Annotated in this window: 24 protein-coding genes; 12 read left to right on the forward strand and 12 right to left on the reverse strand. The window is 69.1% G+C overall.

Annotated elements, in window-relative coordinates; all coding sequences use genetic code 11:
* Positions 1 to 79: 79 nt before the first annotated feature.
* From AC07OX_RS20285 to AC07OX_RS20295, 3 genes are all read right to left on the reverse strand, one after another.
* Positions 80 to 1,267 carry a substrate-binding domain-containing protein gene (locus AC07OX_RS20285; RefSeq protein ID WP_070060448.1) on the reverse strand — a complete coding sequence of 396 codons (1,188 nt, stop codon included), beginning with the start codon at positions 1,265 to 1,267 and terminating at the stop codon, positions 80 to 82.
* Positions 1,268 to 1,423: 156 nt separating this feature from the next.
* Positions 1,424 to 1,690: a hypothetical protein gene (locus tag AC07OX_RS20290; RefSeq protein WP_070060447.1), complete on the reverse strand. Its 267-nt coding sequence runs from the start codon at positions 1,688 to 1,690 to the stop codon at positions 1,424 to 1,426.
* Positions 1,687 to 3,228, reverse strand: a complete 1,542-nt coding sequence (locus AC07OX_RS20295; protein WP_062475896.1) for a sigma-54 interaction domain-containing protein — start codon at positions 3,226 to 3,228, stop codon at positions 1,687 to 1,689. The genes AC07OX_RS20290 and AC07OX_RS20295 overlap by 4 nt, the downstream gene beginning before the upstream one ends.
* Before the next feature lie 128 nt (positions 3,229 to 3,356).
* Between AC07OX_RS20295 and AC07OX_RS20300 the strand changes: the two genes are divergently transcribed.
* Genes AC07OX_RS20300 through AC07OX_RS20315 form a run of 4 tightly spaced genes read left to right on the forward strand, consistent with a single transcriptional unit; the run spans position 3,357 to position 9,890 of the window.
* Positions 3,357 to 4,085 (forward strand): TetR/AcrR family transcriptional regulator, encoded by a 729-nt coding sequence (locus AC07OX_RS20300; RefSeq protein ID WP_307693801.1) that lies wholly within the window; start codon positions 3,357 to 3,359, stop codon positions 4,083 to 4,085.
* Complete coding sequence (locus AC07OX_RS20305; protein ID WP_495261668.1) at positions 4,082 to 5,575, forward strand: efflux transporter outer membrane subunit; 1,494 nt, start codon at positions 4,082 to 4,084, stop codon at positions 5,573 to 5,575. Before AC07OX_RS20300 ends, AC07OX_RS20305 begins: the two co-directional genes overlap by 4 nt.
* Complete coding sequence (locus AC07OX_RS20310) at positions 5,572 to 6,759, forward strand: efflux RND transporter periplasmic adaptor subunit (RefSeq protein WP_495261669.1); 1,188 nt, start codon at positions 5,572 to 5,574, stop codon at positions 6,757 to 6,759. Before AC07OX_RS20305 ends, AC07OX_RS20310 begins: the two co-directional genes overlap by 4 nt.
* A 20-nt stretch (positions 6,760 to 6,779) precedes the next feature.
* Positions 6,780 to 9,890, forward strand: a complete 3,111-nt coding sequence (locus AC07OX_RS20315) for an efflux RND transporter permease subunit (protein ID WP_495261670.1) — start codon at positions 6,780 to 6,782, stop codon at positions 9,888 to 9,890.
* A 30-nt stretch (positions 9,891 to 9,920) separates the two neighbouring features.
* Here AC07OX_RS20315 and AC07OX_RS20320 read toward each other — a convergent pair whose 3' ends face one another.
* From AC07OX_RS20320 to AC07OX_RS20335, 4 genes are all read right to left on the reverse strand, one after another.
* Positions 9,921 to 10,256 carry a DMT family transporter gene (locus AC07OX_RS20320; RefSeq protein ID WP_369632617.1) on the reverse strand — a complete coding sequence of 112 codons (336 nt, stop codon included), beginning with the start codon at positions 10,254 to 10,256 and terminating at the stop codon, positions 9,921 to 9,923.
* Positions 10,257 to 10,463: 207 nt separating this feature from the next.
* Positions 10,464 to 11,987 (reverse strand): tripartite tricarboxylate transporter permease, encoded by a 1,524-nt coding sequence (locus tag AC07OX_RS20325; protein ID WP_095745061.1) that lies wholly within the window; start codon positions 11,985 to 11,987, stop codon positions 10,464 to 10,466.
* Positions 11,988 to 12,002: 15 nt separating this feature from the next.
* A complete protein-coding gene (locus tag AC07OX_RS20330) occupies positions 12,003 to 12,554 on the reverse strand; it encodes a tripartite tricarboxylate transporter TctB family protein (protein ID WP_495261671.1) in 552 nt (183 codons plus the stop codon).
* Between the two features lie 142 nt (positions 12,555 to 12,696).
* Positions 12,697 to 13,656 (reverse strand): Bug family tripartite tricarboxylate transporter substrate binding protein, encoded by a 960-nt coding sequence (locus AC07OX_RS20335; RefSeq protein WP_070060440.1) that lies wholly within the window; start codon positions 13,654 to 13,656, stop codon positions 12,697 to 12,699.
* Positions 13,657 to 13,788: 132 nt separating this feature from the next.
* Here AC07OX_RS20335 and AC07OX_RS20340 point away from each other — a divergent pair, with 132 nt between their 5' ends.
* The 4 genes from AC07OX_RS20340 to AC07OX_RS20355 are packed head-to-tail and all read left to right on the forward strand — an operon-like array spanning position 13,789 to position 17,250.
* Positions 13,789 to 14,469, forward strand: a complete 681-nt coding sequence (locus tag AC07OX_RS20340; RefSeq protein WP_487847105.1) for a response regulator transcription factor — start codon at positions 13,789 to 13,791, stop codon at positions 14,467 to 14,469.
* A gap of 20 nt (positions 14,470 to 14,489) precedes the next feature.
* The gene (locus AC07OX_RS20345; RefSeq protein ID WP_495261672.1) at positions 14,490 to 15,908 is read left to right on the forward strand and encodes a sensor histidine kinase; all 1,419 of its coding nucleotides are present in this window, start codon (positions 14,490 to 14,492) and stop codon (positions 15,906 to 15,908) included.
* A 19-nt stretch (positions 15,909 to 15,927) separates the two neighbouring features.
* Complete coding sequence (locus tag AC07OX_RS20350) at positions 15,928 to 16,395, forward strand: RNA-binding S4 domain-containing protein (protein ID WP_062481157.1); 468 nt, start codon at positions 15,928 to 15,930, stop codon at positions 16,393 to 16,395.
* 48 nt (positions 16,396 to 16,443) lie between these two features.
* A complete protein-coding gene (locus tag AC07OX_RS20355) occupies positions 16,444 to 17,250 on the forward strand; it encodes a PPK2 family polyphosphate kinase (RefSeq protein ID WP_495261673.1) in 807 nt (268 codons plus the stop codon).
* 16 nt (positions 17,251 to 17,266) lie between these two features.
* Here the strand turns inward: AC07OX_RS20355 and AC07OX_RS20360 are convergent, their stop codons facing one another.
* Complete coding sequence (locus AC07OX_RS20360; protein WP_062481152.1) at positions 17,267 to 17,947, reverse strand: hypothetical protein; 681 nt, start codon at positions 17,945 to 17,947, stop codon at positions 17,267 to 17,269.
* Between the two features lie 173 nt (positions 17,948 to 18,120).
* Between AC07OX_RS20360 and AC07OX_RS20365 the strand changes: the two genes are divergently transcribed.
* Positions 18,121 to 18,480, forward strand: a complete 360-nt coding sequence (locus AC07OX_RS20365) for a c-type cytochrome (protein ID WP_495261674.1) — start codon at positions 18,121 to 18,123, stop codon at positions 18,478 to 18,480.
* 8 nt (positions 18,481 to 18,488) lie between these two features.
* On the opposite strand, the gene AC07OX_RS20370 is transcribed toward AC07OX_RS20365, so the two are convergent.
* Entirely contained in the window at positions 18,489 to 19,277 is a 789-nt protein-coding gene (locus AC07OX_RS20370; protein ID WP_495261675.1) for a winged helix-turn-helix transcriptional regulator, read from the reverse strand.
* A gap of 291 nt (positions 19,278 to 19,568) precedes the next feature.
* Complete coding sequence (locus tag AC07OX_RS20375) at positions 19,569 to 20,594, reverse strand: AraC family transcriptional regulator (RefSeq protein WP_157755034.1); 1,026 nt, start codon at positions 20,592 to 20,594, stop codon at positions 19,569 to 19,571.
* A gap of 383 nt (positions 20,595 to 20,977) precedes the next feature.
* Here AC07OX_RS20375 and AC07OX_RS20380 point away from each other — a divergent pair, with 383 nt between their 5' ends.
* The 3 genes from AC07OX_RS20380 (at position 20,978) to AC07OX_RS20390 (ending at position 23,277) form a co-directional block, all read left to right on the forward strand.
* The gene (locus AC07OX_RS20380; protein ID WP_495261676.1) at positions 20,978 to 21,631 is read left to right on the forward strand and encodes a hypothetical protein; all 654 of its coding nucleotides are present in this window, start codon (positions 20,978 to 20,980) and stop codon (positions 21,629 to 21,631) included.
* Between the two features lie 158 nt (positions 21,632 to 21,789).
* Entirely contained in the window at positions 21,790 to 22,500 is a 711-nt protein-coding gene (locus tag AC07OX_RS20385) for a Crp/Fnr family transcriptional regulator (protein WP_095745057.1), read from the forward strand.
* A 42-nt stretch (positions 22,501 to 22,542) separates the two neighbouring features.
* A complete protein-coding gene (locus tag AC07OX_RS20390) occupies positions 22,543 to 23,277 on the forward strand; it encodes an AP2 domain-containing protein (RefSeq protein ID WP_495261677.1) in 735 nt (244 codons plus the stop codon).
* A gap of 10 nt (positions 23,278 to 23,287) precedes the next feature.
* Here AC07OX_RS20390 and AC07OX_RS20395 read toward each other — a convergent pair whose 3' ends face one another.
* Entirely contained in the window at positions 23,288 to 24,601 is a 1,314-nt protein-coding gene (locus AC07OX_RS20395) for an OmpP1/FadL family transporter (RefSeq protein ID WP_495261678.1), read from the reverse strand.
* A 39-nt stretch (positions 24,602 to 24,640) separates the two neighbouring features.
* A complete protein-coding gene (locus AC07OX_RS20400; protein WP_495261679.1) occupies positions 24,641 to 25,591 on the reverse strand; it encodes a fumarylacetoacetate hydrolase family protein in 951 nt (316 codons plus the stop codon).
* Between the last annotated feature and the right edge of the window lie 4 nt (positions 25,592 to 25,595).

Genomic DNA, 25,595 nt, shown 5'->3' on the forward strand with positions numbered 1-25,595 from the left:
CGCCCGGCGGCCATCCGGGGCGAAAAGGGGGCGGCGCCTGCATGCGCGCCGCGGGTTCAGGGGGCGATCAGCGCCGTGATCAGCGCTTGTTCTTGATCGGGATGTCCATCTCTTCGGGCTTGATTTCGTGCACCAGCTCCGGCACACCCCACGCGAACGCGGGGTCGGCCTTGATCTTGAAGTGGTACATCGACTGCATCGCCTGGTGGTCTTCCTTGCGGAAGGTCATCTTGCCCTTGGGCGTGTCGAAGCTCATGCCTTCCATGGTGCTGATGAGCTTGTTGGTGCCGGTGTCGCCGTTGGTCTTCTTCAGCGCCGTCACCACCGCCATCGCGGCCGAGAAACCGCCGGCCGTGAAGAAGTCCGGCGGCGTCTTGAATTCCTTGTAGTGGGCCGCGACCATGGCCTCGTTCACCGGGTTCTTCGGGATGCCGAAGTAGTAGTAGGCCGCGCCTTCCATGCCCGGCAGCGACTTGTAGGCCGCCATGGCCGGCAGGATGTTGCCGCCGGTGGCGATCTCGATGCCGTAGCGCTTCAGGTCGAGGTCGACGATCTTGAACGGGTTGCCCGCGCCGGCCCAGACGATCCAGATGATCTTGCGGCCCGGCTGGTCCTTGAGCTTGTCGATCAGGCGCTGCGCACCGGCCGTGAAGTCGGTGGTGGCGGGCGGCAGGTACTCCTCGTGCGCGAGCTTGGCTTTCTTCAGCGCGGCGCCGAAGGCCTTCACGCCGTCGCGGCCGAAGGCGTTGTCCTGCGCCAGCGTGGCGACGGTGACGCCGGCCTTGTCGATGGCCACGGCGTTGGAGATGGCGTCCTGGCTCGAGTTGCGGCCGGTGCGGAAGATGTACTTGTTCCACTTGTCGCCGGTGATCGAGTCGGCCACGGCCGGCTCGACGATCAGGATCTTCTTGTACTCCTCGGCCACCGGCAGCATGGCCAGCGCCACGCCCGAAGCGGTCGGGCCGACCGCGAGCGCGGCCTTGTCGTCGGAGTACGCGGCGGCCAGCAGCGACTTGCCCAGGTCGGGCTTGCCCTGGTCGTCCTTCTCGATGACCACGAGCTTCTTGCCGTTGACCATCATCGTGCCGCCGGTGGCGTAGTTCAGGCCCATCATCAGGCCGGTCTGCGTCTGCTTGCCGTAGGCCTCCAGCGCGCCGGTCTTGCTGTAGACGTGGGCGATGCGGATCTCGTTCGATTGGGCCCAGGCGGGCATGGTGGCAACGGTGGCGCCCAGGGCGGCCAGGGCGATGAGGTGGCGACGGTGCATGTCTTGTCTCCTGATAAAGGTGACTGAATATTGCACAGTTCGTGCCACCCGCCTAAGCCATTGATAACAAAGGCTTCCTCATTCGGGCGCAACCGGTTTCGCCTGATTTCAGTGCATTCGAGTTGTCTTTTTTTCAGACAACTGTCTGTTGATCAGTCAGGGTTTCCCAGCAGAGTCGCGGCGTGCCGCGAGCCAGCTTTCGAACTCGCGCTCGGCCCGCATCCGCAGCTCGTTGCGCGTGTGGTTGCACACCGCGTGCGCGAGGCGCCGGTGCTTCTGCTGGCGTACGCCGCCCAGGGTGGCGTCGAGCAGGTGTTCGATGGTGGCCGACTCGGGCCGACCGTGCGGCTCATCGAAGTCCATCGGTAGCCCGCACCAATGGCAGTTCGGGCCGAAGGTGGAACGCAGCGCTTTCACGCTCATGACAGTCCCATCCCCGTCATGCGCTCGTACAGCGTGGCGCGCGAGATGCCCAGCAACCGCGAGGTCGCGAGCTTGTTGCCGCCGGTGCTTTCGAGCGCGGCGGCGATCGCCTTGCGCTCCAGCTCGGCCACCTGCTGCGACAGTGGGCGCAGCAGCGCGGCCTCCTGGTCGACGTCGCGCAGGCTGTGCGAGGTGTCCGGCGCCTCGATCTGCTCCAGCCCCGCCTCGCGCAGGATGCGTTCGAGCTGCGCCGCGTCGATGCGCTGCGAGTCGCTGCGCATCGTCACCTGCTCCAGCACGTTGCGCAGCTCGCGGATGTTGCCGCGCCAGTGCTGGCCGGCCAGCAGCGCGAGCGCGTCGGGCGTGAGCTCGGGCGGCGCCTCGCCGCTGCGCAGCGCCATGTCTTCGCCCAGCGCCTCGACCAGCGCCGGGATGTCGCTGCGGCGCTCGCGCAGCGGCGGCACGCGCAGCGGCAGCACGTTGAGGCGGTAGTACAGGTCTTCGCGGAACAGGCCGCGGCGCACCAGCTCAGGCAAGTCGCGCGAGGTGGCGGCGATCACGCGGGCGTCGAAGGGAATCAGCTTGTTGGAGCCCAGCGGTTCGATCTCGCCCTCCTGCAGCGCGCGCAGCAGCTTGGCCTGCAGGCCCAGCGGCATGTCGCCGATTTCGTCGAGGAACAGGCTGCCGCCGTCGGCCAGCTTGAACTTGCCTTCGCGCCCGCGCTTGTCGGCGCCGGTGAAGGCGCCGGGGGCGAAGCCGAAGAACTCGGCCTCGAGCAGCGTGTCGGGCACGGCCGCGATGTTGACGCTGACGAACTGCCCTTTGGCGCGCGTGGACGACGCATGGATCGCATGCGCCAGCAACTCCTTGCCGGTGCCGGTTTCGCCCAGCAGCAGCACCGGGCTGGTGGACTGCGCGGCGCGGCGCGCGTGGCGCTTCACCTCCACGGCCGCCGGGCTGCTGCCGATGAAGCTCGCGAAGGTGTACTTGGAGCGGCGCTGGCCGTCGGGCGCGTGCTGGTACAGCGGGTTGTTGCGCTGGCTGGCCAGCTCGCGGCGCGCGTCGTCGAGGTCGCGCTGCAGCAGCGCGAACTTGCTGATGAGCGGCTGCAGCGTGGTCTCGGGCTGGTCGAACAGCACGATGCCGATGGCGCCGATGACCTTGCCCAGGCCCTCCCCGTCTTCGCGCTCCTCGCGCAGCGGAATGCGGCTCACGACGAAGGTGCCGGCCTTGTTGGTCAGCAGGTCGATGAGGATCGGCTCGCCAGTTTCGAGCACGCGGCGCATCATGGTGTTGGGGATCACGTCCTCGACCATGTGGCCCATGAACTCGTCGATGGACGAAAAGCCCAGCGCCGGCAGGAAGCGGCGGTAGCCCTCGTTCACCCAGACGATGCGCCCGCTGCGGTCGACCAGGAACATGCCCTGGCTGATGCTCGAAAACAGATGAAACATCGAGCGCGCGGCGAGCGCGAGGATGCCTTCGGCGTCCAGGGGCAAGGCGGGCGGCGGTGCGGCGGCGGAGGGAGCGACGGACATGCGCGGATCGTACTGTGTGCGGCCCCCGCCCCTGCCGCGCGCAGGCCCACATGCAACCAAAAACAAAAGCCTTCAGCAAGCCTTAAGTAAATCAATCGTTTGATTTCAATCATGCTCTAATCGCGCCGATGAACGCCAGGGACCCCCTCCCCCCCACGCCAACGCCAACGCCCGTTCCATCGCCGCGCCGCGCCCCCCGCAGCGACGGCGCCGAGGCGCGCCACCGCCTGCTGCACACCGCGCTGCGGCTGTTCGCCCAGAACGGTTTCGCCAAGACCTCGATCCGCGAGATCGCGCGCGAGGCCGGCGTGAACGTCTCGGCCATCAGCTACTACTTCGGCGACAAGGAGGGGCTGTACTCCGCCACCTTCAACGAGCCGATGGGCAGCGATTCGAACGACCTGGTGGCCGCCTGCAACGTGCCCGGCCAGTCGCTCGAGGACACGCTGCGCATCTGCATGGCGGCCATGATCGATCCGCTCAAGCAGGGCGAGATCGTGCGCCAGTGCATCCAGCTGCACATGCGCGAGATGCTGGAGCCCACCAGCCAGTGGGCCAAGGAACTGGAGCGCGACATCAAGGGCCCGCACCGCGCCATCGTCGAGCTGCTGTGCCGCCACCTGCAGGTGGAGCGCGCGGACGACGACATCCACCGCCTGACCTTCGCGATCACCGGGCTGTCGATGCAGCTGTACGTGAGCCAGGATTTCATCGAGGCCCTGCGCCCGTCGCTGCTGCGCACGCCGCGCGCCATCGACACCTGGGCCGACCGGCTCACGGGCTACGCGATGGCGCTGGTCCAGGCCGAAACCGCACGCCGCCGCCAGGTGGCCGCCGAGCAGAGAAAGAAGCCATGAGACGACTCCGACGGATTGCCCTTGTTCTGAGCCTGCCGCTGGGCCTCGGCCTTGCCGGCTGCGGCCTGACGCGCCCGCCCGCCTCGGTGCAGGCGCCCTTCCCCGCGCAGTGGCACGCGCCCCTGCCCCACGGCGGCTCGCTCGCCGCGCTGGCCGAGTGGTGGCGCCAGCTCGACGACCCGCTGCTGGTCGAGCTGATCGCCGCCGCCGAAACCGCCAGCCCTACCCTCGCGAGCGCCGCGGCGCGCGTGGCCGAGGCGCGTTCCACGCGCGTGCAGGCCGGCGCGGCGCTGCTGCCCAGCCTGGACGGCACGGCGTCGGCCAGCCGCGGAGTTTCGGGCTCGTCGTTCGGATCGGGCGGTTCTTCGAGTGGCAGCAGCAGCGCCGCCGCCGCGCCGGTCACCACGCTGCAGGCCGGCCTGCAGTCGAAGTGGGAGATCGACCTGTTCGGCCGCCTGCGCGCCGACCGCGATGCGGCCCAGCAGAAGCTGGACAGCGCCACCGCCAAGTGGCACGACGCCCGCGTGGCCGTGGCGGCCGAAACGGCCAACGCCTACTTCGCCGAGCGCGCCTGCCAGCAGCAGTTGAACGTGTCCGAATCGGATGCCAAGTCGCGCGGCGAAACGGCGCGGCTCACCGACCTGTCGGCGCGCGCCGGCTTCACCGCGCCGGCCGACGCCGCGCTGGCGCGTGCCAGCGCCTCCGACGCCTCGGGCCGCCTCACGCAACAGCGCGCCCTGTGCGCGGTGCAGCGCAAGGCGCTGGTGGCGCTCAGCGGGCTCGACGAACCCACGCTGGCGCAGAAGCTCGCGGCCTCGCCTACGCACCGTGCGCTGCCGGTGGTCGGCGCCATCGCCAGCGTGCCGGCGCAGGCGCTCTCGCAGCGGCCCGACGTGTACGCGGCCGAACTCGGCGTGGCCGCGGCCAGCGCCGAGGTGGGCTCGGCCGAGGCCGAGCGCTATCCCAAGCTCACGCTCTCGGGCTCGATCGGCCGCATGCAGATCCGCACCAGCGGCTTTCGCGAATCGCTCGACACCTGGACGGTCGGGCCGCTGTCGCTCACCGTGCCGCTGCTCGACGGCGGCGCGCGCGCGGCCAACGCCGAGGCGGCCAAGGCGCGCTACACCGAGGCCGTGTCGCTCTACCGCGCCAACGTGCGCCAGGCGGTGCGCGAGGTCGAGGAAGCCCTGGTGAACCTCGACGCCACCACCGCGCGCAGCACCGACGCCGACAGCGCGGTGAAGAACTACCAGGCCTCGTTTGACGCCACCCAGGCCCGCTACAGCAGCGGCCTGGCCAGCCTGTTCGAACTCGAGGACTCGCGGCGCACGCTGTTCGCCGCGCAGACCGCGCGCGTCTCGCTGCAGCGCGAGAGCACCGAAGCCTGGGTTTCGCTGTACCGCTCGATGGGCGGCGGCTGGAGCCGCCCCGCCGAAGCATCGTCCCCAATGACCACCACCCCGGCCGCCAAGGTCGCGACGTCGCCATGAAAACAATGAAGCGTTCCACCCTTGTCCTCGCGCTGCTGGCGCTGATCGTCGTCGTTGGCGCAGGCCTGTGGCTCACCCGCAAGTCGGCCGACGACAAGGCCGCACCCGCCGCAAAGGGCCCCGCGCAGCGCCCCGCGCTGACCGTCTCGGTCGCCAAACCCGAGGCCACCGAGCTGACCGTCACGCTGGCCGCCAACGGCAACGTGGCGGCCTGGCAGGAGGCCGTGATCGGCTCCGAATCGAACGGCCTGAAGCTGGCCGAGGTGCGCGTCAACGTGGGCGACACCGTGAAGAAGGGTCAGGTGCTCGCGGTGTTCTCGCCCGAGACGGTGCAGGCCGACATTGCGCAGGCACGCGCCTCGCTGGCCGAGGCCCGCGCCTCGGCCGCCGACGCCGCCGGCAACGCCGCGCGCGCCCGCACGCTGCAGGCCACGGGCGCGCTGAGCCAGCAGCAGATCAACCAGTACCAGACCACCGAGCAGACCGCCAAGGCGCGCGCCGAAGCGGCCGAGGCCGTGCTGGCCGCGCAGCAGGTGCGCGGGCGCAACACGCAGGTGCTGGCACCCGACGACGGCGTGATCTCCGCGCGCACCGCCACGGTGGGCAGCGTGGTGGGCGCCGGCACCGAGCTGTTCCGGCTGATCCGCCAGGGCCGGCTCGAATGGCGCGCCGAAGTCACCTCGGCCGAGCTGGGCCGCGTCGCCGTGGGCACGCCGGCCTTCGTGGTCAGCGCCAGCGGCGCGCAGGTGAAGGGCACCGTGCGCAGCATCGCGCCCACGGTCGATCCGCAGACGCGCGCGGCGCTGGTCTACGTCGACCTGCCCAACGTGCAGCAGAACACCGGCGTGAAGGCCGGCATGTTCGCGCGCGGCGACTTCGAACTCGGCCGCAGTTCCGCGCCGACCGTGCCGCAAAGCGCGATCGTGCCGCGCGACGGCTTCAACAACGTCTTCACGCTGCTGCCCGACGGCCGGGTGGCGCAGCTCAAGGTGCAGACCGGCCGCCGCCTGAAAGACCGCGTGGAGATCACCAGCGCCCTGCCCGAGGGCGTGCAGATCGTGGTGCAGGGCGCGGGCTTCCTCAACGACGGCGACCTGGTGCGCGTGGTGGACGCCACGCCCGCGGCGACGCCTGCGTCCGCCACCCCGGCGAAGGCGGGGGCATCCGCCCCTTCGCCTAAATAAGCAAGCACAAGGAACACGCCATGAACGTTTCCGCCTGGTCCATACGCAACCCCATTCCGGCGGTGATGCTGTTCGTGCTGCTCACCTTCGGGGGGCTGCTGTCGTTCAACGCCATGAAGGTGCAGAACTTCCCGGACATCGACCTGCCGACCGTCACCGTCTCGGCCTCGCTGCCGGGCGCCGCGCCCTCGCAGCTGGAGACCGACGTCGCGCGCAAGCTCGAGAACTCCATCGCCACCATCCAGGGCCTGAAGCACATCACGACCAAGGTGCAGGACGGCGCCGCCACGCTCATCGTGGAGTTCCGCCTCGAGAAGCCCGTGCAGGAGGCCGTGGACGACGTGCGCTCGGCCGTCCAGAAGGTGCGCGCCGACCTGCCCGCCGACGTGCGCGACCCGGTCGTCACCAAGCTCGACTTCGCGGCGCAGCCGGTGCTGGCCTTCACCATCGCCTCGTCGCGCATGGACAACGAGGCGCTGAGCTGGTTCGTCGACAACGACATCACCAAGAAGCTGCTCGCGCTGCCCGGCGTGGGCGCGGTGAACCGCGTGGGCGGCGTCACGCGCCAGGTGCACATCGACCTCGACCCGGCCAAGCTGCAGGCGCTGGGCGCCTCGGCGGCCGACATCTCGCGCCAGTTGCGCCAGGTGCAGACCGAAAGCGCCGGCGGGCGCATCGACCTGGGCGGCAGCGAACAGCCGGTGCGCACCATGGCCACCGTGCAGTCGGCCGACCAGCTCGCCGACATGCAGATCGCGCTGAGCGACGGCCGCCGCATCCGCCTGGACCAGGTGGCGCGCATCAGCGACACCATCGCCGAGCCACGCGCCGCGGCACTGCTCAACGGCAAGCCGGTGGTGGGCTTCGAAGTGGCCCGCAGCCGCGGTGCCAGCGAAGTGGAAGTGGGCCGCGCCATTCAAAAGGCGCTGGCCGACCTGCGCGTGCAGCGCCCCGACATCGAACTGACCGAAGCCTTCAACTTCGTCGACCCGGTGGAAGAAGAGTACGACGGCTCGCTGCACCTGCTGTACGAGGGCGCCATCCTCGCGGTGATCGTGGTGTGGCTCTTCCTGCGCGACTGGCGCGCCACCTTCGTCTCGGCGGTGGCGCTGCCGATGTCGGTGATTCCGGCCTTCGTCGGCATGTACCTGCTGGGCTTCTCGGTCAACGTGATCTCGCTGCTCGCGCTCTCGCTGGTGGTCGGCATCTTGGTGGACGACGCCATCGTGGAGGTCGAGAACATCGTGCGCCACCTGCGCATGGGCAAGTCGCCCTACCAGGCGGCCATGGAGGCGGCGGACGAAATCGGCCTGGCCGTGATCGCCACCACCTTCACGCTGATCGCGGTGTTCCTGCCCACGGCCTTCATGAGCGGCGTGGCCGGCAAGTTCTTCAAGCAGTTCGGCTGGACCGCCTCGCTCGCGGTGTTCGCCTCGCTGGTGGTGGCGCGGGTGCTCACGCCGATGATGGCGGCCTACATCCTCAAGCCGATCGTCGGCGCCGAGAAGGAGCCCGGCTGGCTGCGTTGGTACATGCGCGCCGTGGAGTGGAGCACGCACCACCGCTTCAAGACGATGGTGATGGCCACCCTCTTCTTCTTCGGCTCGCTGGCGATGATCCCGCTGCTCAAGACCGGCTTCATTCCGGCCGACGACAACTCGCAGACGCAGGTCTACCTGTCGCTGCCGCCGGGCTCTACGCTGGCGCAGACCACGGCCGCGGCTGAGGAAACGCGCCGCCGCGTGATGAAGATCAACCACGTGAAGAGCGTCTACACCACGGTGGCGGGCGGCAGCGCGGGCGGCGACCCGTTCGCGAACTTCGGCACGCCCGAGACGCGCAAGGCCACGCTGACGATCCAGCTCGACCCGCGCGGCGACCGGCCGCGCAAGCAGGTGATCGAGAAAGAGATCCGCACCGCGCTCGAAACCCTGCCCGGCGTGCGCAGCACCGTGGGCCTGGGCGGCTCGGGCGAGAAGTACATCCTGGTGCTGACGGGCGAAGACCCGCAGGCGCTGTCGGCCGCCGCGGGCGCGGTCGAGAAAGACCTGCGCACCATTCCCGGCCTGGGCAACATCACCTCGACCGCGAGCCTGATCCGCCCCGAGATCGCCGTGCGGCCCGACTTCGCGCGCGCCGCCGACCTGGGCGTGACCAGCTCGGCCATCGCCGAGACGCTGCGCGTGGCCACGCTGGGCGACTACGACCAGGCGCTGGCCAAGCTCAACCTCGCGCAGCGGCAGGTGCCGATCGTGGTGAAGCTCGAAGACTCGGCACGGCAAGACCTCGACCTCATCGGGCGCCTGTCGGTGCCGGGCGCGCGCGGCCCCGTCATGCTGAGCCAGGTGGCCTCGCTCACGATGGAAGGCGGCCCGGCCGTCATCGACCGCTACGACCGCTCGCGCAACGTCAACTTCGAGATCGAGCTGTCGGGCGTGGGCCTGGGCGACGCCAAGACCGCCGTCGAGGCCCTGCCCTCGATCCAGAAGCTGCCGCCGGGCGTGCGCATCGCCGAGGTGGGTGACGCCGAAGTGATGACCGAGCTGTTCGCCAGCTTCGGCCTGGCGATGCTCACGGGCGTGCTGTGCATCTACATCGTGCTGGTGCTGCTGTTCAAGGACTTCCTGCACCCGGTGACCATCCTGTGCGCGCTGCCGCTCGCACTGGGTGGGGCCTTCGTGGGCCTGCTGATCGGCCAGAAGGCGCTGTCGATGCCCTCGCTGATCGGCCTGATCATGCTGATGGGCATCGCCACGAAGAACTCCATTCTTCTAGTGGAGTACGCCATCGTGGCGCGCCGCGACCACGGCATGAGCCGCTGGGACGCGCTGCGCGACGCCTGCCACAAGCGCGCCCGGCCCATCATCATGACCACGCTCGCCATGGGCGCCGGCATGCTGCCCATTGCCGTGGGCTTCGGCACCGCCGACTCGAGCTTCCGCTCGCCGATGGCGATGGCGGTGATCGGCGGGCTGATCACCTCCACGGTGCTAAGCCTGCTGGTGGTGCCGGCCGTGTTCACCTACGTGGACGACATCGAGCACTGGATTCGCCGCACTGTGCGCAAAGTGCGCGGACAGCCGGCCGATCCGCACATCGACGACGACCTGGTCGAGGCGCCGCAGCGCTGAGACCCCTGAGCGCGCGCAGCGGTGAACCCGCTACCGCGCCTCGATGTTCAGCACCACCACGCCCGCCACGATGGCCAGCAGGCCGACCACGCGCGTCAGCGTGACCGCTTCACCGAACCAGACCATGCCGGCGACCGCGATCAGCGCGGTGCCGGCACCGGCCCAGACCGCGTAGCCCAGCCCCACATCCAGTACGCGCACCGCGAGCGACATGAGCCAGATCGCGCCGGCATAGCAGGCGGCGGTGAGCAGCGATGGCAACAGGCGGGTGAAACCTTCGGCATGGCGAAGGGCGATGGTGCCGGCGACTTCCGCCGCCACGCTGGCCGCGAGCAGCAGCCAGGCCAGAGTCTGTGGACTCTTCATGGGAATACCTCGTCACACCCCTGCCGTACCGGGCATGGAATGCGGGCGATGCAAGCGGTACCCCGAACGAAGCCGCCATTCTGGGGACATGCGGCGGCGCGGTGATGACTGCGCAGTCAAGCCCCTTGGCGCCGCAGGCGCATTCAAAAAAATGCCGCGGACGCCAATCGCCCGCGGCATGTGAACCGCAAAAGAAGGTCGGTTGCGTCAGGCGTCCAGCTGCGCCAATCGCTTCAGCTTGCGTTCGCTCATGCGCTTGGCCAAGCGCGGCAGCACCAGCACGGCGACGATGGCGATGATCACCACGATCGACTCGGGGCGCTGGAAGAACACGATCGGGCTGCCCTGCCCCATGGCAATCGCGTTGCGCAGGTTGGCTTCGGCGAGCGGGCCGAGGATCATGCCGACCACCACGGGGGCGGTCGGGAAGTCGAAGCGCCGCATCACCACGCCCAGGAGGCCGATGCCGAACAGCAGGAACAGGTCGAAGGTGTTCTGGCGCATGCCGTAGGCACCCACGGTCGCGAAGATCAGGATGCCGGCGTACAGCTGCGGCTTCGGGATCTTGAGCAGCTTGACCCACAGGCCGACCATCGGCAGGTTGAGCACCAGCAGCATCAGGTTGCCGATGTACAGCGAGGCGATCAGCGCCCAGACCAGCGCGGCTGAGGTGGTGAACAGCTGCGGGCCCGGCTGGATGCCGTAGTTCTGGAACGCGCCCAGCATGATGGCCGTGGTGTTCGAGGTGGGAATGCCCAGCGTGAGCAGCGGGATCAGCGCGGCGGTCACGGTGGCGTTGTTGGCGGCCTCGGGGCCGGCCACGCCTTCGATGGCGCCGGTGGTGCCGAACTCGGCCTTGTTCTGCGGGTCTTTCGCGAGCTTCTTCTCGGTGGCGTAGCTCAGGAAGGTCGGGATCTCGGTGCCGCCGGCCGGAATGCAGCCGAAGGGCGTGCCGATGGCCGCGCCGCGCAGCCAGGCGGGAATGGAACGCTTCCAGTCGCGGCCGGTCATGTGCACGCGGGTCAGCTTGTTCTGGCCCTCGACCACGCGGCCTTCGTACAGCACGGCGTACAGCACCTCGGCCACCGCAAACAGGCCCACCGCCACCAGCACGATCTCGATGCCGTCGAGCAGCTCGGGCATGTTGCCGGTGTAGCGGCCCTGGCCCGTGATCTGGTCCAGGCCCACGCAGCCGATGGCCAGGCCGACGAACAGCGCCGTCATGCCGCGCAGCGTGCTCTTGCCGAGCACCGCGCTCACCGTGGTGAAGGCCAGCAGCATCAGCAGGAAATACTCGGGCGCCGCCAGGCGCACGGCGTAGTCGGCCACGAAGGGCGCGAACAGCGTGACGACCACGGTGGCGATGGTGCCGGCCACGAAGGAGCCGATGGCCGCGGTGGCGAGCGCGGCGCCCGCGCGGCCGCTCTTGGCCATCTTGTTGCCCTCCATCGCCGTGACCATGCTGGCGGTTTCACCGGGCGTGTTCAGCAGGATCGAGGTGGTCGAGCCGCCGTACATGGCGCCGTAGTAGATGCCCGAGAAGAAGATCATCGAGGCCGTGATGTCGACCTTGCCGGTGATCGGCAGCAGCATCGCCACCGCCACGGCGGGGCCGATGCCGGGCAGCACGCCCACCGCCGTGCCCAGGGCACAGCCGATGAGGCACCACAGCAGGTTGATGGGGGTGATCGCGGCCGCGAAGCCGGTCATCAGTGCGTTGAAGATATCCATTTGGCGTGGCTCCGCTCAGATCCAGCCGGTGCTGGTGAGACCCGGCAGGCTGATGGCCAGGAACTTGGTGAACATCCAGAAGACCGGGGCCGAGATCGCCAGGCCCGTCACCAAGTCGGTGACCCAGGTGGCCGGTGCGTTGACCTTGGCCTGCCCGGCGGCGCGGCGCAGGCCCTGCACGGCCAGCAGGTAGCACAGCGCGCAGCTCAGGATGAAGCCGATGCTGGTGATGAGCGCCGCATTGAGCAGCAGGCCCGCCGCCACCCAGATGAAGCCGGGCCAGTAGGCGGTGTCGGCGCCGGAGGGCGCGTCGAGCTCGCGAAAGCCCCCGCTGAACGCTTCCCAGGTGATCCACGCGCCGCAGACCATCAGGACGATCGAGACCATCCAGGGCAGGAAGTTGGGGCCGACGCCGCCGTAGCCGGCTTCGGAAGAAATGCCGATGGCGCCGAAGGCCAGCGCGGCGCCGGTCAGCAGCACGCCGAGGCCGACGATGTATTGCGGCCAGCGGGCCGCGCCGGAGGTGGCCTCAGCGGAATGTGAGACCGAGGATTCTGGAGTTGTCATTTTTTGCTCCCGCAGTCGTGGGGAAAAAGAAGGCCCCTTCCAGAAACACCGCAAACCGGCTTTGCCGGGCCGCGGGTGTTGCCCCCGGAAGGGGGTTGGCGTGCACGACACGAAGTGCGCGCAGCCTGGGGGCGACTCAAACTCAGACCATGCCGGACTTGGCCATGATGGCGCGCAGGCTGGCGAAGTCGTCGTCGACGAACTTGGCGAAGGCATCGCCCGACAGCACGGCCGGCGTCCAGTCGTTCTTCTTGAGCGACTCGGCCCACGACGGGCTCTTGAGCGCGGCCAGCACCATGTCGGTCAGGGCCTTGCGCTGCTCGGCCGAGATGCCGGGCGCGCCGTACACGCCGCGCCAGTTGCCGATCTCGACATCGATGCCCTGTTCCTTCAGGGTCGGCACGTTGATGCCCGGCAGGCGCTGGGCGGAGGTGACAGCAATGGGTTTCATCTTGCCGGCGGCGATGTACTCGGCGAACTCGCTGTAGCCGCTGCCGCCGATGGTGACGTTGCCGCCCAGGATGGCGGCGGTGGCTTCACCGCCTCCGCGGAAGGCCACGTAGTTGATCTTGGACGGATCGGCGCCGACCTTCTGCGCGATCATGGCCGCGGCGATGTGCTCGGTGGAGCCGCGTGAACCGCCGCCCCACTTGACGCTGCCCGGGTCCTTCTTGAGCTGCTCGACCACGTCCTTCATGGTCTTGAAGGGCGAGTTGGACGGCAGCACGAACACGTTGTATTCGGTGGTCAGGCGCGCGATGGGCGTGGCCTGCGACAGGTTGACCGGCGGCTTGCCGGTGATGATGCCGCCCAGCATGACCGAGCCCATGACCATCAGCGCGTTGGCATCGCCCTTGGAGCCGTTGACGAACTGGGCCAGGCCCAGCGCACCGGCAGCGCCGCCCTTGTTGTCGTAGGCGACGGTGTCGGCCACCTTGGCGTCGGTCAGGGCCTTGCCCAGCGCGCGGCCGGTGGTGTCCCAGCCGCCACCCGGGTTGGCCGGGATCATCATCTTGACGTTGGCGGCAGCGCGCGCCGACAGCGGCAAGGCGCCGGCAGCGGCCAGTGCGGCCAGGGACTTCAAAAAGGTATCGCGACGCATCGTTGGTGTCTCCTGAGAACTTGGGAACGGATGGAACCTGACTTGGACCTGAGCCGCTATCATGCGCCGCCCCGCTGTCAGTTGGCTGTCCACCAGACTGGGGAAAACACCGAAGTACCGACCCCTGCCCGTATGAAGCTGCTGCTCGTCGAAGACGACCCCTCGATGCAAATCACCCTGCAGCGCACCCTCGGGCGACGCCGCATCGACGTGCGCATCTGCGGCGACGGCGCGCAGGCGATCGCGCAGTGGCGCGCCGTCGAGCCCGACGTGGTCGCGCTCGACCTGAGCCTGCCGCACGTGGACGGCCTGCAGGTGCTGGCCCAGGCGCGCGCCGAGGGCCTACGCACGCCGGTGCTGCTGCTGACCGCGCGCGGCACGGTGGGCGACCGCATCATGGGCCTGAACGCCGGCGCGGACGACTACCTGCCCAAGCCCTTCGACCTGGACGAGCTCGAGGCCCGCATCCGCGCGCTGCGCCGGCGCAGCCTGAGCGCGGGGCCCGACCCGACGCTGAACCCGCTGGAGGTCGGCAGCCTGCGCTTCGAGCCCGACAACGGCGCCGTCTACCACCGCTCGGAACTGCTCGAGCTCACGCCGCGCGAGCTCGCGCTGCTCAAGGCGCTGATGATGAAACCCGGCCACGCGGTCACCAAGGAGCGCCTGTTCGAGCTGGTGTTCCCGGGCGAATCCGAGGTGCAGTACGAGGCCATCGAGGTGGTCGTGTACCGCCTGCGCAAGAAGCTGGTGGGCACCGGCACCGTGCTGATGACGATGCGCGGCCTGGGCTATCTCTTGCGGGCCGAGGCTTGAGGGCGGCCCTGCGGCGCACGATGTCGTCCCTGCGCGCGCGTCTGCTGCTGGGCATCCTGGTGCCGGTGGCGGTGTTCGTCGTGATCAACAGCGTGAGCCTGTACCGCCAGAGCCTGGCGGCCGCCACCACCGCCTACGACCGCACGCTGCTGGCCTCGGCCAAGACCATCGGCGAGCAGCTCGACGTGGAAGGCTACGACGACATGGCGCGGCTGCGCGCGATCGTGCCCTACTCCGCGCTCGAGGCTTTCGAGGCCGACAACCGCAGCCGGCTGTTCTACCGCGTGTCGGCGCTCGACGGCGAGATGGTCTCGGGCTTCGCCGAGCTGCCCTTCTGGCGCGGGCGCATCCCCGACCGCGGGGCGTACGCGGCGCTGGTCGATTTCTACGACGCCGAGTTCCGCGGCCAGCCGGTGCGCGTCGCCGTGATGCTGCAGCCGGTGGCCAGCGCGCGCGGCCGCGGCATGGCCGTGGTGCAGGTGGCCGAGACGCTGGAGCTGCGCGAAACACTCGTGCGCAAGCTGCTGCTCGACATGCTCTGGCGCCAGCTGCTGCTGATGGGCGTGATCGCGCTGGTCACCGTGGTCGTGGTGCAGCGCGCCACGCGGCCGGTGCGCGAGCTCGGCGAAGCCATCGAGCGGCGCCCCGAAGACGACCTCTCGCCCATCGACGCGCCCGGCGCCCCGGCCGAGCTGCGCCCGCTCATCGACGCCACCACCGAGGTCATGGGCCGGCTGCAGCGCCTGCTCGACCACCAGAAGCGCTTCGTGCGCGACAGCGCCCACCAGCTGCGCACGCCGCTGGCGGTGCTGAAGGCGCAGGTGCAGTCGGCGCGCCGCGGCGACGTCGCACCCGAGCAGGCACTGGTCGAAATCAGCCAGACCGTCGAGCGCGCCACCACGCTGGCCAACCAGATGCTGTCGCTGGCCAAGGTGGAGCAGCTGCGCCAGCAGCCCGAGTCGGCGCTGCTCGACCTGGGCGACGTGGTGCGCCACATCGCGCTCGACCTGTCGCCGCTGGTGGCCGACAAGGCGCTCGACTTCGAGCTGGCCGCCGACGACGCCGTGACCGTGCGCGCGCACCAGTGGATGCTGCAGGAGCTCACGCGCAACCTGCTGCACAACGCCATCAAGCACAGCCCCGCCGGCGCGCCGCTCTCGGTGCGCGTGCACGCCGAGGGCGACGAGGCCGTGCTCACCGTGCGCGACGACGGCCCGGGCATTTCCGCCGAGCTGCGCCAGCGCCTGTTCGCGCCCTTCTCGGCGGGCAACACCGCGAGCGGCTCGGGCCTGGGCCTGGCGATCTGCCGCGAGATCGTGTTGGCCCTGGGTGGACGCATCGGCCTGGACAACCGCACGGTACCCAACCCCGGCGGCGCCGACCGCGTGACCGGGCTCGACGCCGTGGTGCGGCTGCCGCTGTCGCGCCACAATGGCTGACCTTTCTTTTCCGACCTTCATGGACCGTCTGCGCATCGACAAGTGGCTCTGGGCCGCCCGCTTCTTCAAGACCCGCTCGCTGGCCGCGGACGAAATCGGCAAGAACCGCATCCAGGTGAACGGCGAGGTCGCCAAGGCCTCGCGCGAGGTCAAGGCCGGCGACACCGTCGCGATGCGCCTGGGCCCGCTCACGCGGACCGTGACCGTGCGCGGCCTCAGCGGCCAGCGCGGCCCGGCGCCCGTGGCCCAGCAGCTGTACGAGGAAACGCCCGAGAGCCTGGCGGCGCAGGCCGCCTTCCGCGAGCAGCGCCGCATGGGCAGCGAGCCGGCCCTGGCCATCGAGCAGGGCCGCCCGACCAAGCGCGACCGGCGCGAGATCGACGGCGTGCGCCACCAGGCCGAGTGGGACAACCGCTGGAGCGCGTCGATCGACGAAAGCAACGGCGACGACGACCACCCGCCGCCGCGCGGTCGCCCGCAGCGCTGATTCGCGTACCCTGCGGGCTTCGTTTCTTTTTTGACGGAGCGTCCGCAGATGTCCAAGTTCAAGAAGTACCGCGTCGGCAGCAAGTTCAAGCTCTCGCGCATCGACCCCGACGATTCGCCCTTTCTCACGGGTGACGAGTCGGCCCAGCGCGCCGAGCTCGACACCCTGGCCGTCGAGCTCGACGAACTGCAGGACGTGCTGCACGCCGAAGGCCGGCGCAAGGTGCTGCTGGTGCTGCAGGGCATGGACACCAGCGGCAAGGACGGCACCGTGCGCTGGGTGTTCTCGCGCACCTCGCCGCTGGGCGTGCGGGTGACGGCCTTCAAGGCGCCCAGCGAAGACGAACGCGCGCACGACTACCTCTGGCGCTGCCATGCCGCCGTGCCGCGCACCGGCGAGATCATGGTGTGGAACCGCAGCCACTACGAGGACGTGCTGGTGCCCGTGGTCGAAGGCTGGATCGACGGCGACGAGGCCCGCCGCCGCTACGCGCAGATCAACGATTTCGAGCGGCTGCTCACCGAGACCGGCACCGTCGTCGTCAAGTGCATGCTGCACATCGACAAGGACGAGCAGCGCGAGCGGCTGCAGGCCCGCATCGACACGCCCGGCAAGCAATGGAAGTTCAGCATGGGCGACCTCGAGGTGCGCACCAAGTGGGCCGACTACCAGAAGGCCTATCAGAACGCGCTGGCCGCCACCTCGAGCGACCACGCGCCGTGGCACGTGATTCCGGCCAACAGCAAGCGGCACCGCAACATGATGATCGCGCAGCTGCTCGTGAAGACGCTGCGCGAGATGAAGCTCAAGCCCCCGCCGCCGGACCCGGCGCTCAAGGGCATGGTCGTGAAGTGAGCCGGGAAAGTCCGGCTCAGGAGCGGCGCACGGGCGCCGTGGGGCGCATCGGCGTCTGCGCCAGCACGCGGCAGTTGCCGAACTCGCAGCGCACGGCCCAGGCCACACCGGTGGTGCACGGCACGCTGTAGCTCTCGTAGCCCGGGCCCTTGGCCGTCAGCTCGGCGCGCGGCTGCACGTTGCAGCGGCCGGCCTTGGCCAGGCGCTCGACGTTGTAGGTGTCGATGCCGGTGCGGCGCGGCTTGAGCGCGAGCACGGGGTTGAAAGTGTTGCCGTAGAACGTGTCCTGCACGTTCGGGTCGAGGTTGCGGTAGCCGCGCTTGGCCATGCAATGGACGATGGCGATCTGCTGGTGCTCGGCGATCAGCGCGCTGCTGGGGCGGGTGTTCCAGTCGATGACGGCGGCGCTGATGCCGGTGTACGAGGCCGCGGCGACGATGCCCTGGCCATGCACCGTGATCAGGCCCAGGCCCAGCGCGGCCCACATGGCGTCACCCGATTCGCTGCGCGCGGTGATGCGGGTGGCGGCCGTGCGGCAGTCGGCCACGTCGCTGTCGTAGCGCACCTTGTCCACGCCTTCCATGGCCACCATCGGCACGTACGACATGCCGGTGCCCTGGCCGGGCCCGGGCGGCGGTGCGCTGGCGCATCCGGCCAGAACCACGGTGGCCAATGCAATGCTGAGCGGCAGCTTCATGGGAATCCCTCGTCCTCTTCGCGGTAGTTGCGAGGGATTTAACCATACATATAGTTACTTTTGAATCGACTTGTCGCGAATGAGAGACGACCTCCAGACGGGGCATTCGGGCGGCGATCCGGGGTCTGCGACAGGGCAAGGTACAGTTTTCACCCCTCCCCGGTTTCCCCTCCATGCCCTGTATTCCCCGGCTTTCCGCTCCCCACTTTCTCTCGATCGCACTCGCCACCGCATCCTTCGGTGCCGCAGCCCAGCAGCCGCAACTTTCCGCTGTCGACCTGGCCCGCAAGAACGCCTGCATGGCCTGCCATGGCCTGGTGCACAAGCAGGTCGGGCCGGGGTTCGCGCAGATCGCCGAGCGCTACCGGGGCGACGCCGCCGCACCGGCGCGCCTGGCCGACAAGATCCGCAACGGCAGCGTCGGCACCTGGGGCCGCGTGATCATGCCGCGCCAGTCGCTGGTGTCGGAGGCCGACGCGCAGGTGCTCGCGCGCTGGGTGCTGGCGCAGCCGCAACAGCCACCCGCGCGCTGAATCGCAGCTCAGGTCGACAGCTGCGACGGCGCGGCCGACGCCACCCGGAAATCCGCCGGGAACGTCCAGGTGCCGGGCGCCTCGCGCTTGCCCAGCTGGCTCAATTGATAGCCCATGCCCCACACCGCGTGCAACGACAGGCCGTGCGGCTGGTCGACATACAACCCGAGCTTGCGGCGCAGCTTCGACACGTTGGCGTCCAACGTGCGCGAACCGGCGGCCACACCGCTTTGCCAGCCGATCATTTCCAGGTGCTCCCGGTCCAGCGGCCGGTTCATGTGGCGGAAGAATTCGGCCGCGAGGTCGAATTCGATCGGCGTCAGGCGAATCTCGGTGCCGGCCACGTCGACCATGTCGAACGGCGACAACAGGCTGAATTCCTGCCAGTCGAGGCTGCGCGGCACCACCGGCCGATTGCGCTGGCGCAGGAAGAATTCGAGCATGAAGTACATCTCCTCGAAGGTCGACGGCTCCGGCAGCACGGCGTCGTCGGGGCCGGCGTGCAACAGCGACAACCCGCGGATCTGCCGCTTGCGCGCGCTCATGATCAATGGCGTGTGGTAGCGCAGCGTTTCACGCACCTGGCCCACGAGTTTTTGCACGTCGTCGGGCGCCGACGGAATTGAAAGCAGCAGCGCCTCGAAATTACCGCTTGGCGCCACCAGCGAAATCAATTCGTCGACATGCGCAAATGCGACGGGCGTATAACCCAGCATCTTGACGGCACGACTGGCGTGCCACCGCGTTCGGGGAGAGGGGTCCAACACTGCAATGTGCGGGGAGTTTTGCTCAAACATTGAAAATTACCTTGCACACCGTGGCGTCACAAACTTCTATTTTTGCCCCGTTGGCGGGGAAATCGACTTTCATCATTCAACCCTTCAGGAATAAATTGCTCTGAATTGTTGAAGGCAGACGCATTTTTTTACGAATGCATTTCCAGCCGGCGCAATTCCTTGGGAAGTGAATCTATTCCCAAATAAATTTCACAGGTATGAATGAAGAGAACAGAAATATGAGGATCGGGCACGGCGGACACGCCATGCACCCATCCACCGGTCAGGGCGGCCGGGCCGGCGGCGCGCCGGTCAGCTGACGAGCAGCGTGCCGTCTGCCGCGGCCTGCCCCTGCTGCAGGGCAAAGGTGCGCGGCGTGCAGCCGTACTTCTTGCGGAAGACCAGGCCGAAATAGGCCGGGTCCGCGAAGCCGCAGTCGTAGGCGACCTGGGCGACGAACCTGCGCGCGCCCTCGGGACTGCGCAGCATGCGGGCCGCGGCCTCGAGCCGGTCGTTCTGCAGGGTCTCGAGAAAGGTCATGCCACGACCGGCCTTGGCGAACACCTTGTGCACGTAGCGCACCGACACGTTGAAGCTGGCGGCCAGCTTCTGCGCGTCGATCTCGGTGTCGGCGTGGTGCTCGCGAATCCAGGCCCGCATGCGGGCGTGCAGGTCGCCGTCGCGCGGCGACACGCGCTCGCCCAGCGCGCCCGGCTGCGCCCTCAGCCCGTTCTGTTCCAGCGAGAACGACAGCATCGACATCAGGTGCTCACCGAGCAGCTGGCGCTGCGCGGGGCTCTGGATGCTGCACAGGTGCTCGACGTCCAGCGCCCGCAGGTAGCCCGACAGCATCCCGGCCCAGCCCTTGGCGCCGGCCAGCCGCAGGTCGGTGGACTGGTCCGCATGCGGCAGCCAGCGGTTCACCACCGCTTCCGACAGGCCCAGCGTCCAAGAGTTGGTGGCCTCGGTCGAGCGCAGGCGCAGCGGCTGCCAGGAGTCGATCAGGACCATGTCGCCCGCAGCCAGTTCGATGCGCTGGCGCTGCTCGCTGATGGCCAGGCCGCCGTCGAGCTTGATCAGCAGGTGATAGGGATAGACCTCGGCGCCCATGAGCTGGCTCGGGCCCGTGCGCTCGATGGTCGCGCCGCTGCCGTGCACGCGCATGAAGGCCATCCCGGCCGTGTCGACGATGGTGAGTTCCTGCTGGAAGTGGCTGCGCTCAGGGCTGTCCAGCCGCCCCACGTGCGGGCCGATCTCGTCGGCCCAGAAGGCGAACCCGTCTTTGCGCGACACCATGCCGGTGTGAAAGCGCTGGATGCGACTGTCGGTGTCGGACATGCGGCACGCCCCTCTTCCTCCATGCAGCCGGCGCCACGCCAGAAGCCGCGGGTCACGAACGGGAACTCCCGATTTTTTCCTGACAGGTCCGCGTGGACCTCGGATAATTTTTACAAACGATAACAGAGATAACAGCCCGGGTGTTCGGGGGGATGACGCACCGCGCCCAATGGCGCAAGCCACGGTTCCAGGCCTTGCCGATCGCCGGTCGGCGAGCCGGTCCGGGCCCGCTTCGCCCTTCGGCCGGCGCTCGCGGCGGGCAATTGCATCCGGATGTGACTCGCGACACATCCGCGCCGCGAAAGCGAATGTCAAAGAAGGGCGCGATTCGTAGCATTCCTTCGGATCGAACGTCAACCGGAACTCTCTCTACTGGGGATGAAATGGCTGCCTTGTTTTTCACGGAACTCGAACCTTTCGGCACGCGATGGCGCGCAGCGCTGGCGTCCTGCCTGCCGGCGCTGCGCCGCGATGCCGAAGTGGTGCGGCCTGCTTCTCCCCCGCCGCCGGCGGACCGGGTGTGTGCGCTGGTCTTCATCGCCAACCTGGCGCAACTGGCCGACACCGACGGCCCGGAGGTGGCGGCGGGCGTGAGCCGCGAGATCCGGCGCCGACTCCTCGCGGCCTTCCCGCCGTCGGGCGACACCGACCTGAGCTGCCTGCGCGACGACTGCTTTCTGCTGCGAACCCGCCACGCGCAGCTGGACGACCTGCTGGCCGCGCTCGGGCGCGAGCCGATCCTCGTGAAGGGCATCGCCGCGCAGCCGCAGTTGCATGCCGACTGGATCGCACTGCGCGACAGCGGGCCGATGAGCCCGGCCGAGATCGAACTGGCGCTGTGGGCCGCACAACCGCATCCCGCGCCCACGGCCAGGGTGCGGCCTGCGAGCGACGTCGTGGTGGACGACATCGAGCACGTGTACGACCTGCGCATTGCGCGACAGGGAGATGCCCTGTGGCTGCGCGAGCGCTGTCTGCGAGGCGCCGAGGAACGGGCCCGGATCGACACGCTGTTCGCGCAGCTCCAGCCCGGCTGAGATGGCCTTGCCGTCTTCAGCCCGTCGCAGCCCGGCCCGGCGAAGGGGCGCCCGATGGCGAGTCGCCCCGGGGGCGCCGCACCGTCCTGTTCCTTGACCGCCGCCCGTGGATTCGCCCATGAGAACGAACCGCCGATGGTCTCGCAACCCCCTTGGCCATGTATCTCCATCCCCTGATCGCCAGCGTGCCGCCCGACGAGCGCGCCGCCTTGATTCGCAGCAGCGCGCTGCATTCCTACCGGCGCAACGAGATCGTGCTGCAGGCGGACACGCACACCGACCGCATCTACTGCGTGGCCACGGGCCTGCTGCGCGCGGTCGACAGGGACGTGACGACCGACTTCATCCGCCGGGGCGATTTCTTTCTCGGCCCCTCGCTGGGCGAGAACAGCTACCAGGCCACCTCGACGCTGGTGGCCGCCCTGCCCTCGTCCGTCTACCACCTGCCGGTGGCCGCGGTGCGCCGGCTGTGCGCGCTGTACCCCGAGGTGACCATGGGCCTGCTGGAGATCGCGATGAAGCGCGTCGCCATGGTGCGTGGGCAGCTGCGCCGCATCTCGTCGCTGTCGTCCGAAAGCCTCGTGAGCCGCGTGCTGCACGAGCTGACGCAGCTGGCGCCGGCCGCCACCGGCGGCTACGACAAGCGCATCACGCAGGCGGTGATCGCGTCGTACTCGGGGCTCTCGCGCGAGGTCGTCAACAAGACCATGCGCGACATGGAAAGCCGCGGGCTGGTGCGCCGCGACGACCAGGGCGTGCACGTGCCGCCGACCTTCGCCTCGACCGATTTCGGCAGCCTGCCGCCGGACGCCCACGAGCTCTCCGACGAACTCTGCGCCTGGAACGGCGACAGCCCCGAAGCGCCATGACACGCCGCCTTCATCGGCCCTGACACAAGGACAGCACCGACGATGCCCAAAGGAATTCCGAACCCCGTCGACATGTATGGCATTTCGCCCCGCCCCTGGGGCTTCGAGGTGTCGCTCGTGCGAAACGGCGTGCGCTACGCGCGCCTCTTCGGCCACGCCAGCTACGGCGGCCCCCAGCAGGCGCTGCGACGCGCCCAGGCCTGGCGCGACACCATAGTGAAGGAGCATCCGCCGGTCGCGCGCAAGGACCGCGCGCAGACCCTGCGCAGCAACAACAAGACGGGCGAGCCCGGCGTCTTCAGCCGCTTGTCCGCGCAAGGCAAGCCGGTGGCCTGGCTGGCCAAGACCTACCTCGGCAACGAGGAAATCCTGCGCGCCGAATTCGACCTGGCCGACTGGGGGCCCGCGGCCCGCGCGCATGCCATCGGCGAGCGGCAACGCCAGCTCGGCCGCATGGTCGGCCTCGCGCGGCTGCACCCCGCCGAAGAAGCCATCCGCCGGCGCCCGCCGCCCGACGACGAAGCGGCGCTGCCGCCCAAGCGCTCGAAGTCGGAGATCGTGCGACGCAACAACACAAGCGGCGTCAGCGGCGTGCAATTCAAGACGCCGCGCGCGGGCCATCCCGGCTACTGGGTGGCGATCACCTACTCGGCGGGCAAGGGCAGCGTGAGCCGCTCGTTCTCGGTGCGCACGCTCGGCTACGAGGTGGCGCGCGACATGGCGATTGCCGAACGCCAGCAGCAGTTGCAGGCGAAGACGTCGGACGACGACGCCTGAGCCCGGCCTCCTAGAAACGCACCGCGTACTGCACGCCGAGGCTCTGCTGGCGCGTGGCCAGGCTCTCGCGGCCCCAGGGGTTCGACACGCCGCTCAGCTGTGCGCCCACGGCAGCGGCAAGCGCCGAAGGTCCGCTCGTGCGGTGCGCCGGCGCCAGCGAATAGAAGACCGACCACTCGGTGCGCGCCGAGCTCGCATAGCCCAGCCCCAGCGTGAAGTGCCGGCGGAACGTGGACGGCGAATTGAGGTTGTCGCTGGTGGCCGCGTCCGCATAGGCGGCGCTGTTCGCCGACACGCCCGCGGACAGGCGCAGGGCCGGCGTGGCCTGGTAGCGCACGCCGAGCTTGACGACGTTCATGTCCTTCCAGCCATTGCCCGGGCCACCCGCCGCACCACGCAGCACCGAACCATCGAAGGGCCGGTTGCCCAGCCCTGCCACGCCCGCATAGCCGATGCGCTGGTAGTCCAGCAGCACCGACAGCGCTTCGGTCGGCGACCACTGCAGCCCGACGAGCAGGTTCATCGGCACATCGAGCCGGCCATGGTCGGCCAGCAAGCCCTCGTAGGCCTTGATGCGGCCCATGCGCGTGCGCGGCGACCATGCAGCGCCCAGGCTCAGCGTGTCGCTCGCGCGCCAGTACGCCCCGATGCGAAAGCCCACGCCGAACGACGAGGCCACGCCCTGGTTGCTCAGGTGCTGCGGCGCCGCCGACTGGGGTGCCAGCGGCTGCACGCCCTCGGCCTTGAACTGCTGCGCCGTGAGCAGCAGCGAGGCGCCCACCGACCAGCGCTCGCCCAGCTGCTTCGACACCGTGGGCGCCACCGTCAGCTGCTTGATCGTCGTGATGCTGCGCCCGGTGCCGCAGGCCGCGTTCGCCCGCTGCACCGCGCCGCCGGGCGACGGACACGGCGTACTGTCGGCGGGAAAGTAGGTGCCGGCGCCGTTGCTGTAGGCCACGAGGCCTGCCGACAGCCCCGGCGCGATCACGCGGCTGATCGCCAGTTCGGCCAGCGGCTCCCAGCGGCCGAGGCTGTCGGTGCGCGTGTCGAGCAAGCCGGCGGTGGGCGGCAGCATGTTCGCCGTGCGCACCATCTGCGTGTCGCCGCGCGTGGCGATGAAGTTGCCTTCCATCCGGTCGCCGACCCACACCGTGGTGGCGGGGTTGCTCGCGCCGCCGAAGGCGTCGCGGGTCGATGCGACCGCTGCGCCCGCGAGGCCGCGCGCCTCCGCGCCGTAGCCAATCTGGAAGTAGCCGTTGTCGGCCGCGGCTAGCGCCGGGCACAGCGCCGCCGCGGACACCAGGGTCCGCCATGTCGTTGTCATCGTTGTCTCCGTTGTTGTTTTCTTTGAGCGTGCAGGCGATCAGGCGGCGATGACGGTGTTCTCCAGCACGCCGAGCCCCGCGATCTCGACTTCCACGCGGTCGCCGTCGTCGAGGAAGCGCCAGTGCTCGACGCCCGCGCACTCGGGCACGCAGCCCGTGGCCAGCAGCTCGCCCGCATGCAGCGTCTCGTTCTGCGACGCGAAGCTCAGGATGCGATCGATGCGGTGCGTCATGCCCGAGGTGCTGCCCTGCCCGCGCAGCTGGCCATTCACGCGCACCGTCACGTCGAGCGCGTGCGGATCGGCGATCTCGTCGGCCGTGACGATCCACGGCCCCAGGCTGTTGCTGCCGTCGAAGTCCTTGCCCTTCGCCGGCCCGGTGCCCACGCCGCTGCGCAGTTCCTTCATGAGCTGCGCGCGCTCGGAGAAATCGTTGAAGACGACGTAGCCGAAGACATGCGCCATGGCCGCGGACGCCGCGATGTTCTTGCCGCCGCGCCCGACCACCACGGCCAGTTCGGCCTCGTAGTCGAGCATCGTGCCCGGCGCGGGCCGCTGCACCGATGCACCCGGGCCGGACAGGTTGAGCCGCACGCCCTTGTAGTAGACGGGTGTCTCGTAGAAGGCGGCCGGAATCTGCATCGCCCACGCCGGCGCGCCGGCCGCCGGCGAGACGTTCGCGGCGACCTGCCGGAAGGCATTCTTCAGGTGCTGTTCGTACACGCTGAAGCAGCGGATCTGCGGTGGTTGGTAAGGCAGCTCGATCCGCACGTCCTTCAGGTCATGCAGGCAGCCTTGCGGCATCTGCGTCGAAGCGAGCAATACCCGCAGCATCGGCAGCGTGTCGTCTTCATGCTGGATCACGTCCAGCAACGTGGCAAAGCGCGGATCGCCGGGCAACGCGGCGCTGACGTCGAGCAGCCGCTGGTCCGGCAAGGCGAGGCCGACGTGCCGCGAGAACGCATCGGTCGAGAAAGTGCACAGGCGCATGGGG

It is taken from the genome of Variovorax sp. GW821-FHT09D07, assembly GCF_059416345.1.

Bases quoted from the DNA above. Each gene is read 5' to 3' on its own strand.
- AC07OX_RS20285 (WP_070060448.1), bottom strand. From the start codon at position 1,267: ATGCACCGTCGCCACCTCATCGCCCTGGCCGCCCTGGGCGCCACCGTT.
- AC07OX_RS20290 (WP_070060447.1), bottom strand. From the start codon at position 1,690: ATGAGCGTGAAAGCGCTGCGTTCCACCTTCGGCCCGAACTGCCATTGG.
- AC07OX_RS20295 (WP_062475896.1), bottom strand. From the start codon at position 3,228: ATGTCCGTCGCTCCCTCCGCCGCCGCACCGCCGCCCGCCTTGCCCCTG.
- AC07OX_RS20300 (WP_307693801.1), top strand. From the start codon at position 3,357: ATGAACGCCAGGGACCCCCTCCCCCCCACGCCAACGCCAACGCCCGTT.
- AC07OX_RS20305 (WP_495261668.1), top strand. From the start codon at position 4,082: ATGAGACGACTCCGACGGATTGCCCTTGTTCTGAGCCTGCCGCTGGGC.
- AC07OX_RS20310 (WP_495261669.1), top strand. From the start codon at position 5,572: ATGAAAACAATGAAGCGTTCCACCCTTGTCCTCGCGCTGCTGGCGCTG.
- AC07OX_RS20315 (WP_495261670.1), top strand. From the start codon at position 6,780: ATGAACGTTTCCGCCTGGTCCATACGCAACCCCATTCCGGCGGTGATG.
- AC07OX_RS20320 (WP_369632617.1), bottom strand. From the start codon at position 10,256: ATGAAGAGTCCACAGACTCTGGCCTGGCTGCTGCTCGCGGCCAGCGTG.
- AC07OX_RS20325 (WP_095745061.1), bottom strand. From the start codon at position 11,987: ATGGATATCTTCAACGCACTGATGACCGGCTTCGCGGCCGCGATCACC.
- AC07OX_RS20330 (WP_495261671.1), bottom strand. From the start codon at position 12,554: ATGACAACTCCAGAATCCTCGGTCTCACATTCCGCTGAGGCCACCTCC.
- AC07OX_RS20335 (WP_070060440.1), bottom strand. From the start codon at position 13,656: ATGCGTCGCGATACCTTTTTGAAGTCCCTGGCCGCACTGGCCGCTGCC.
- AC07OX_RS20340 (WP_487847105.1), top strand. From the start codon at position 13,789: ATGAAGCTGCTGCTCGTCGAAGACGACCCCTCGATGCAAATCACCCTG.
- AC07OX_RS20345 (WP_495261672.1), top strand. From the start codon at position 14,490: ATGTCGTCCCTGCGCGCGCGTCTGCTGCTGGGCATCCTGGTGCCGGTG.
- AC07OX_RS20350 (WP_062481157.1), top strand. From the start codon at position 15,928: ATGGACCGTCTGCGCATCGACAAGTGGCTCTGGGCCGCCCGCTTCTTC.
- AC07OX_RS20355 (WP_495261673.1), top strand. From the start codon at position 16,444: ATGTCCAAGTTCAAGAAGTACCGCGTCGGCAGCAAGTTCAAGCTCTCG.
- AC07OX_RS20360 (WP_062481152.1), bottom strand. From the start codon at position 17,947: ATGAAGCTGCCGCTCAGCATTGCATTGGCCACCGTGGTTCTGGCCGGA.
- AC07OX_RS20365 (WP_495261674.1), top strand. From the start codon at position 18,121: ATGCCCTGTATTCCCCGGCTTTCCGCTCCCCACTTTCTCTCGATCGCA.
- AC07OX_RS20370 (WP_495261675.1), bottom strand. From the start codon at position 19,277: ATGTTTGAGCAAAACTCCCCGCACATTGCAGTGTTGGACCCCTCTCCC.
- AC07OX_RS20375 (WP_157755034.1), bottom strand. From the start codon at position 20,594: ATGTCCGACACCGACAGTCGCATCCAGCGCTTTCACACCGGCATGGTG.
- AC07OX_RS20380 (WP_495261676.1), top strand. From the start codon at position 20,978: ATGGCTGCCTTGTTTTTCACGGAACTCGAACCTTTCGGCACGCGATGG.
- AC07OX_RS20385 (WP_095745057.1), top strand. From the start codon at position 21,790: ATGTATCTCCATCCCCTGATCGCCAGCGTGCCGCCCGACGAGCGCGCC.
- AC07OX_RS20390 (WP_495261677.1), top strand. From the start codon at position 22,543: ATGCCCAAAGGAATTCCGAACCCCGTCGACATGTATGGCATTTCGCCC.
- AC07OX_RS20395 (WP_495261678.1), bottom strand. From the start codon at position 24,601: ATGACAACGACATGGCGGACCCTGGTGTCCGCGGCGGCGCTGTGCCCG.
- AC07OX_RS20400 (WP_495261679.1), bottom strand. From the start codon at position 25,591: ATGCGCCTGTGCACTTTCTCGACCGATGCGTTCTCGCGGCACGTCGGC.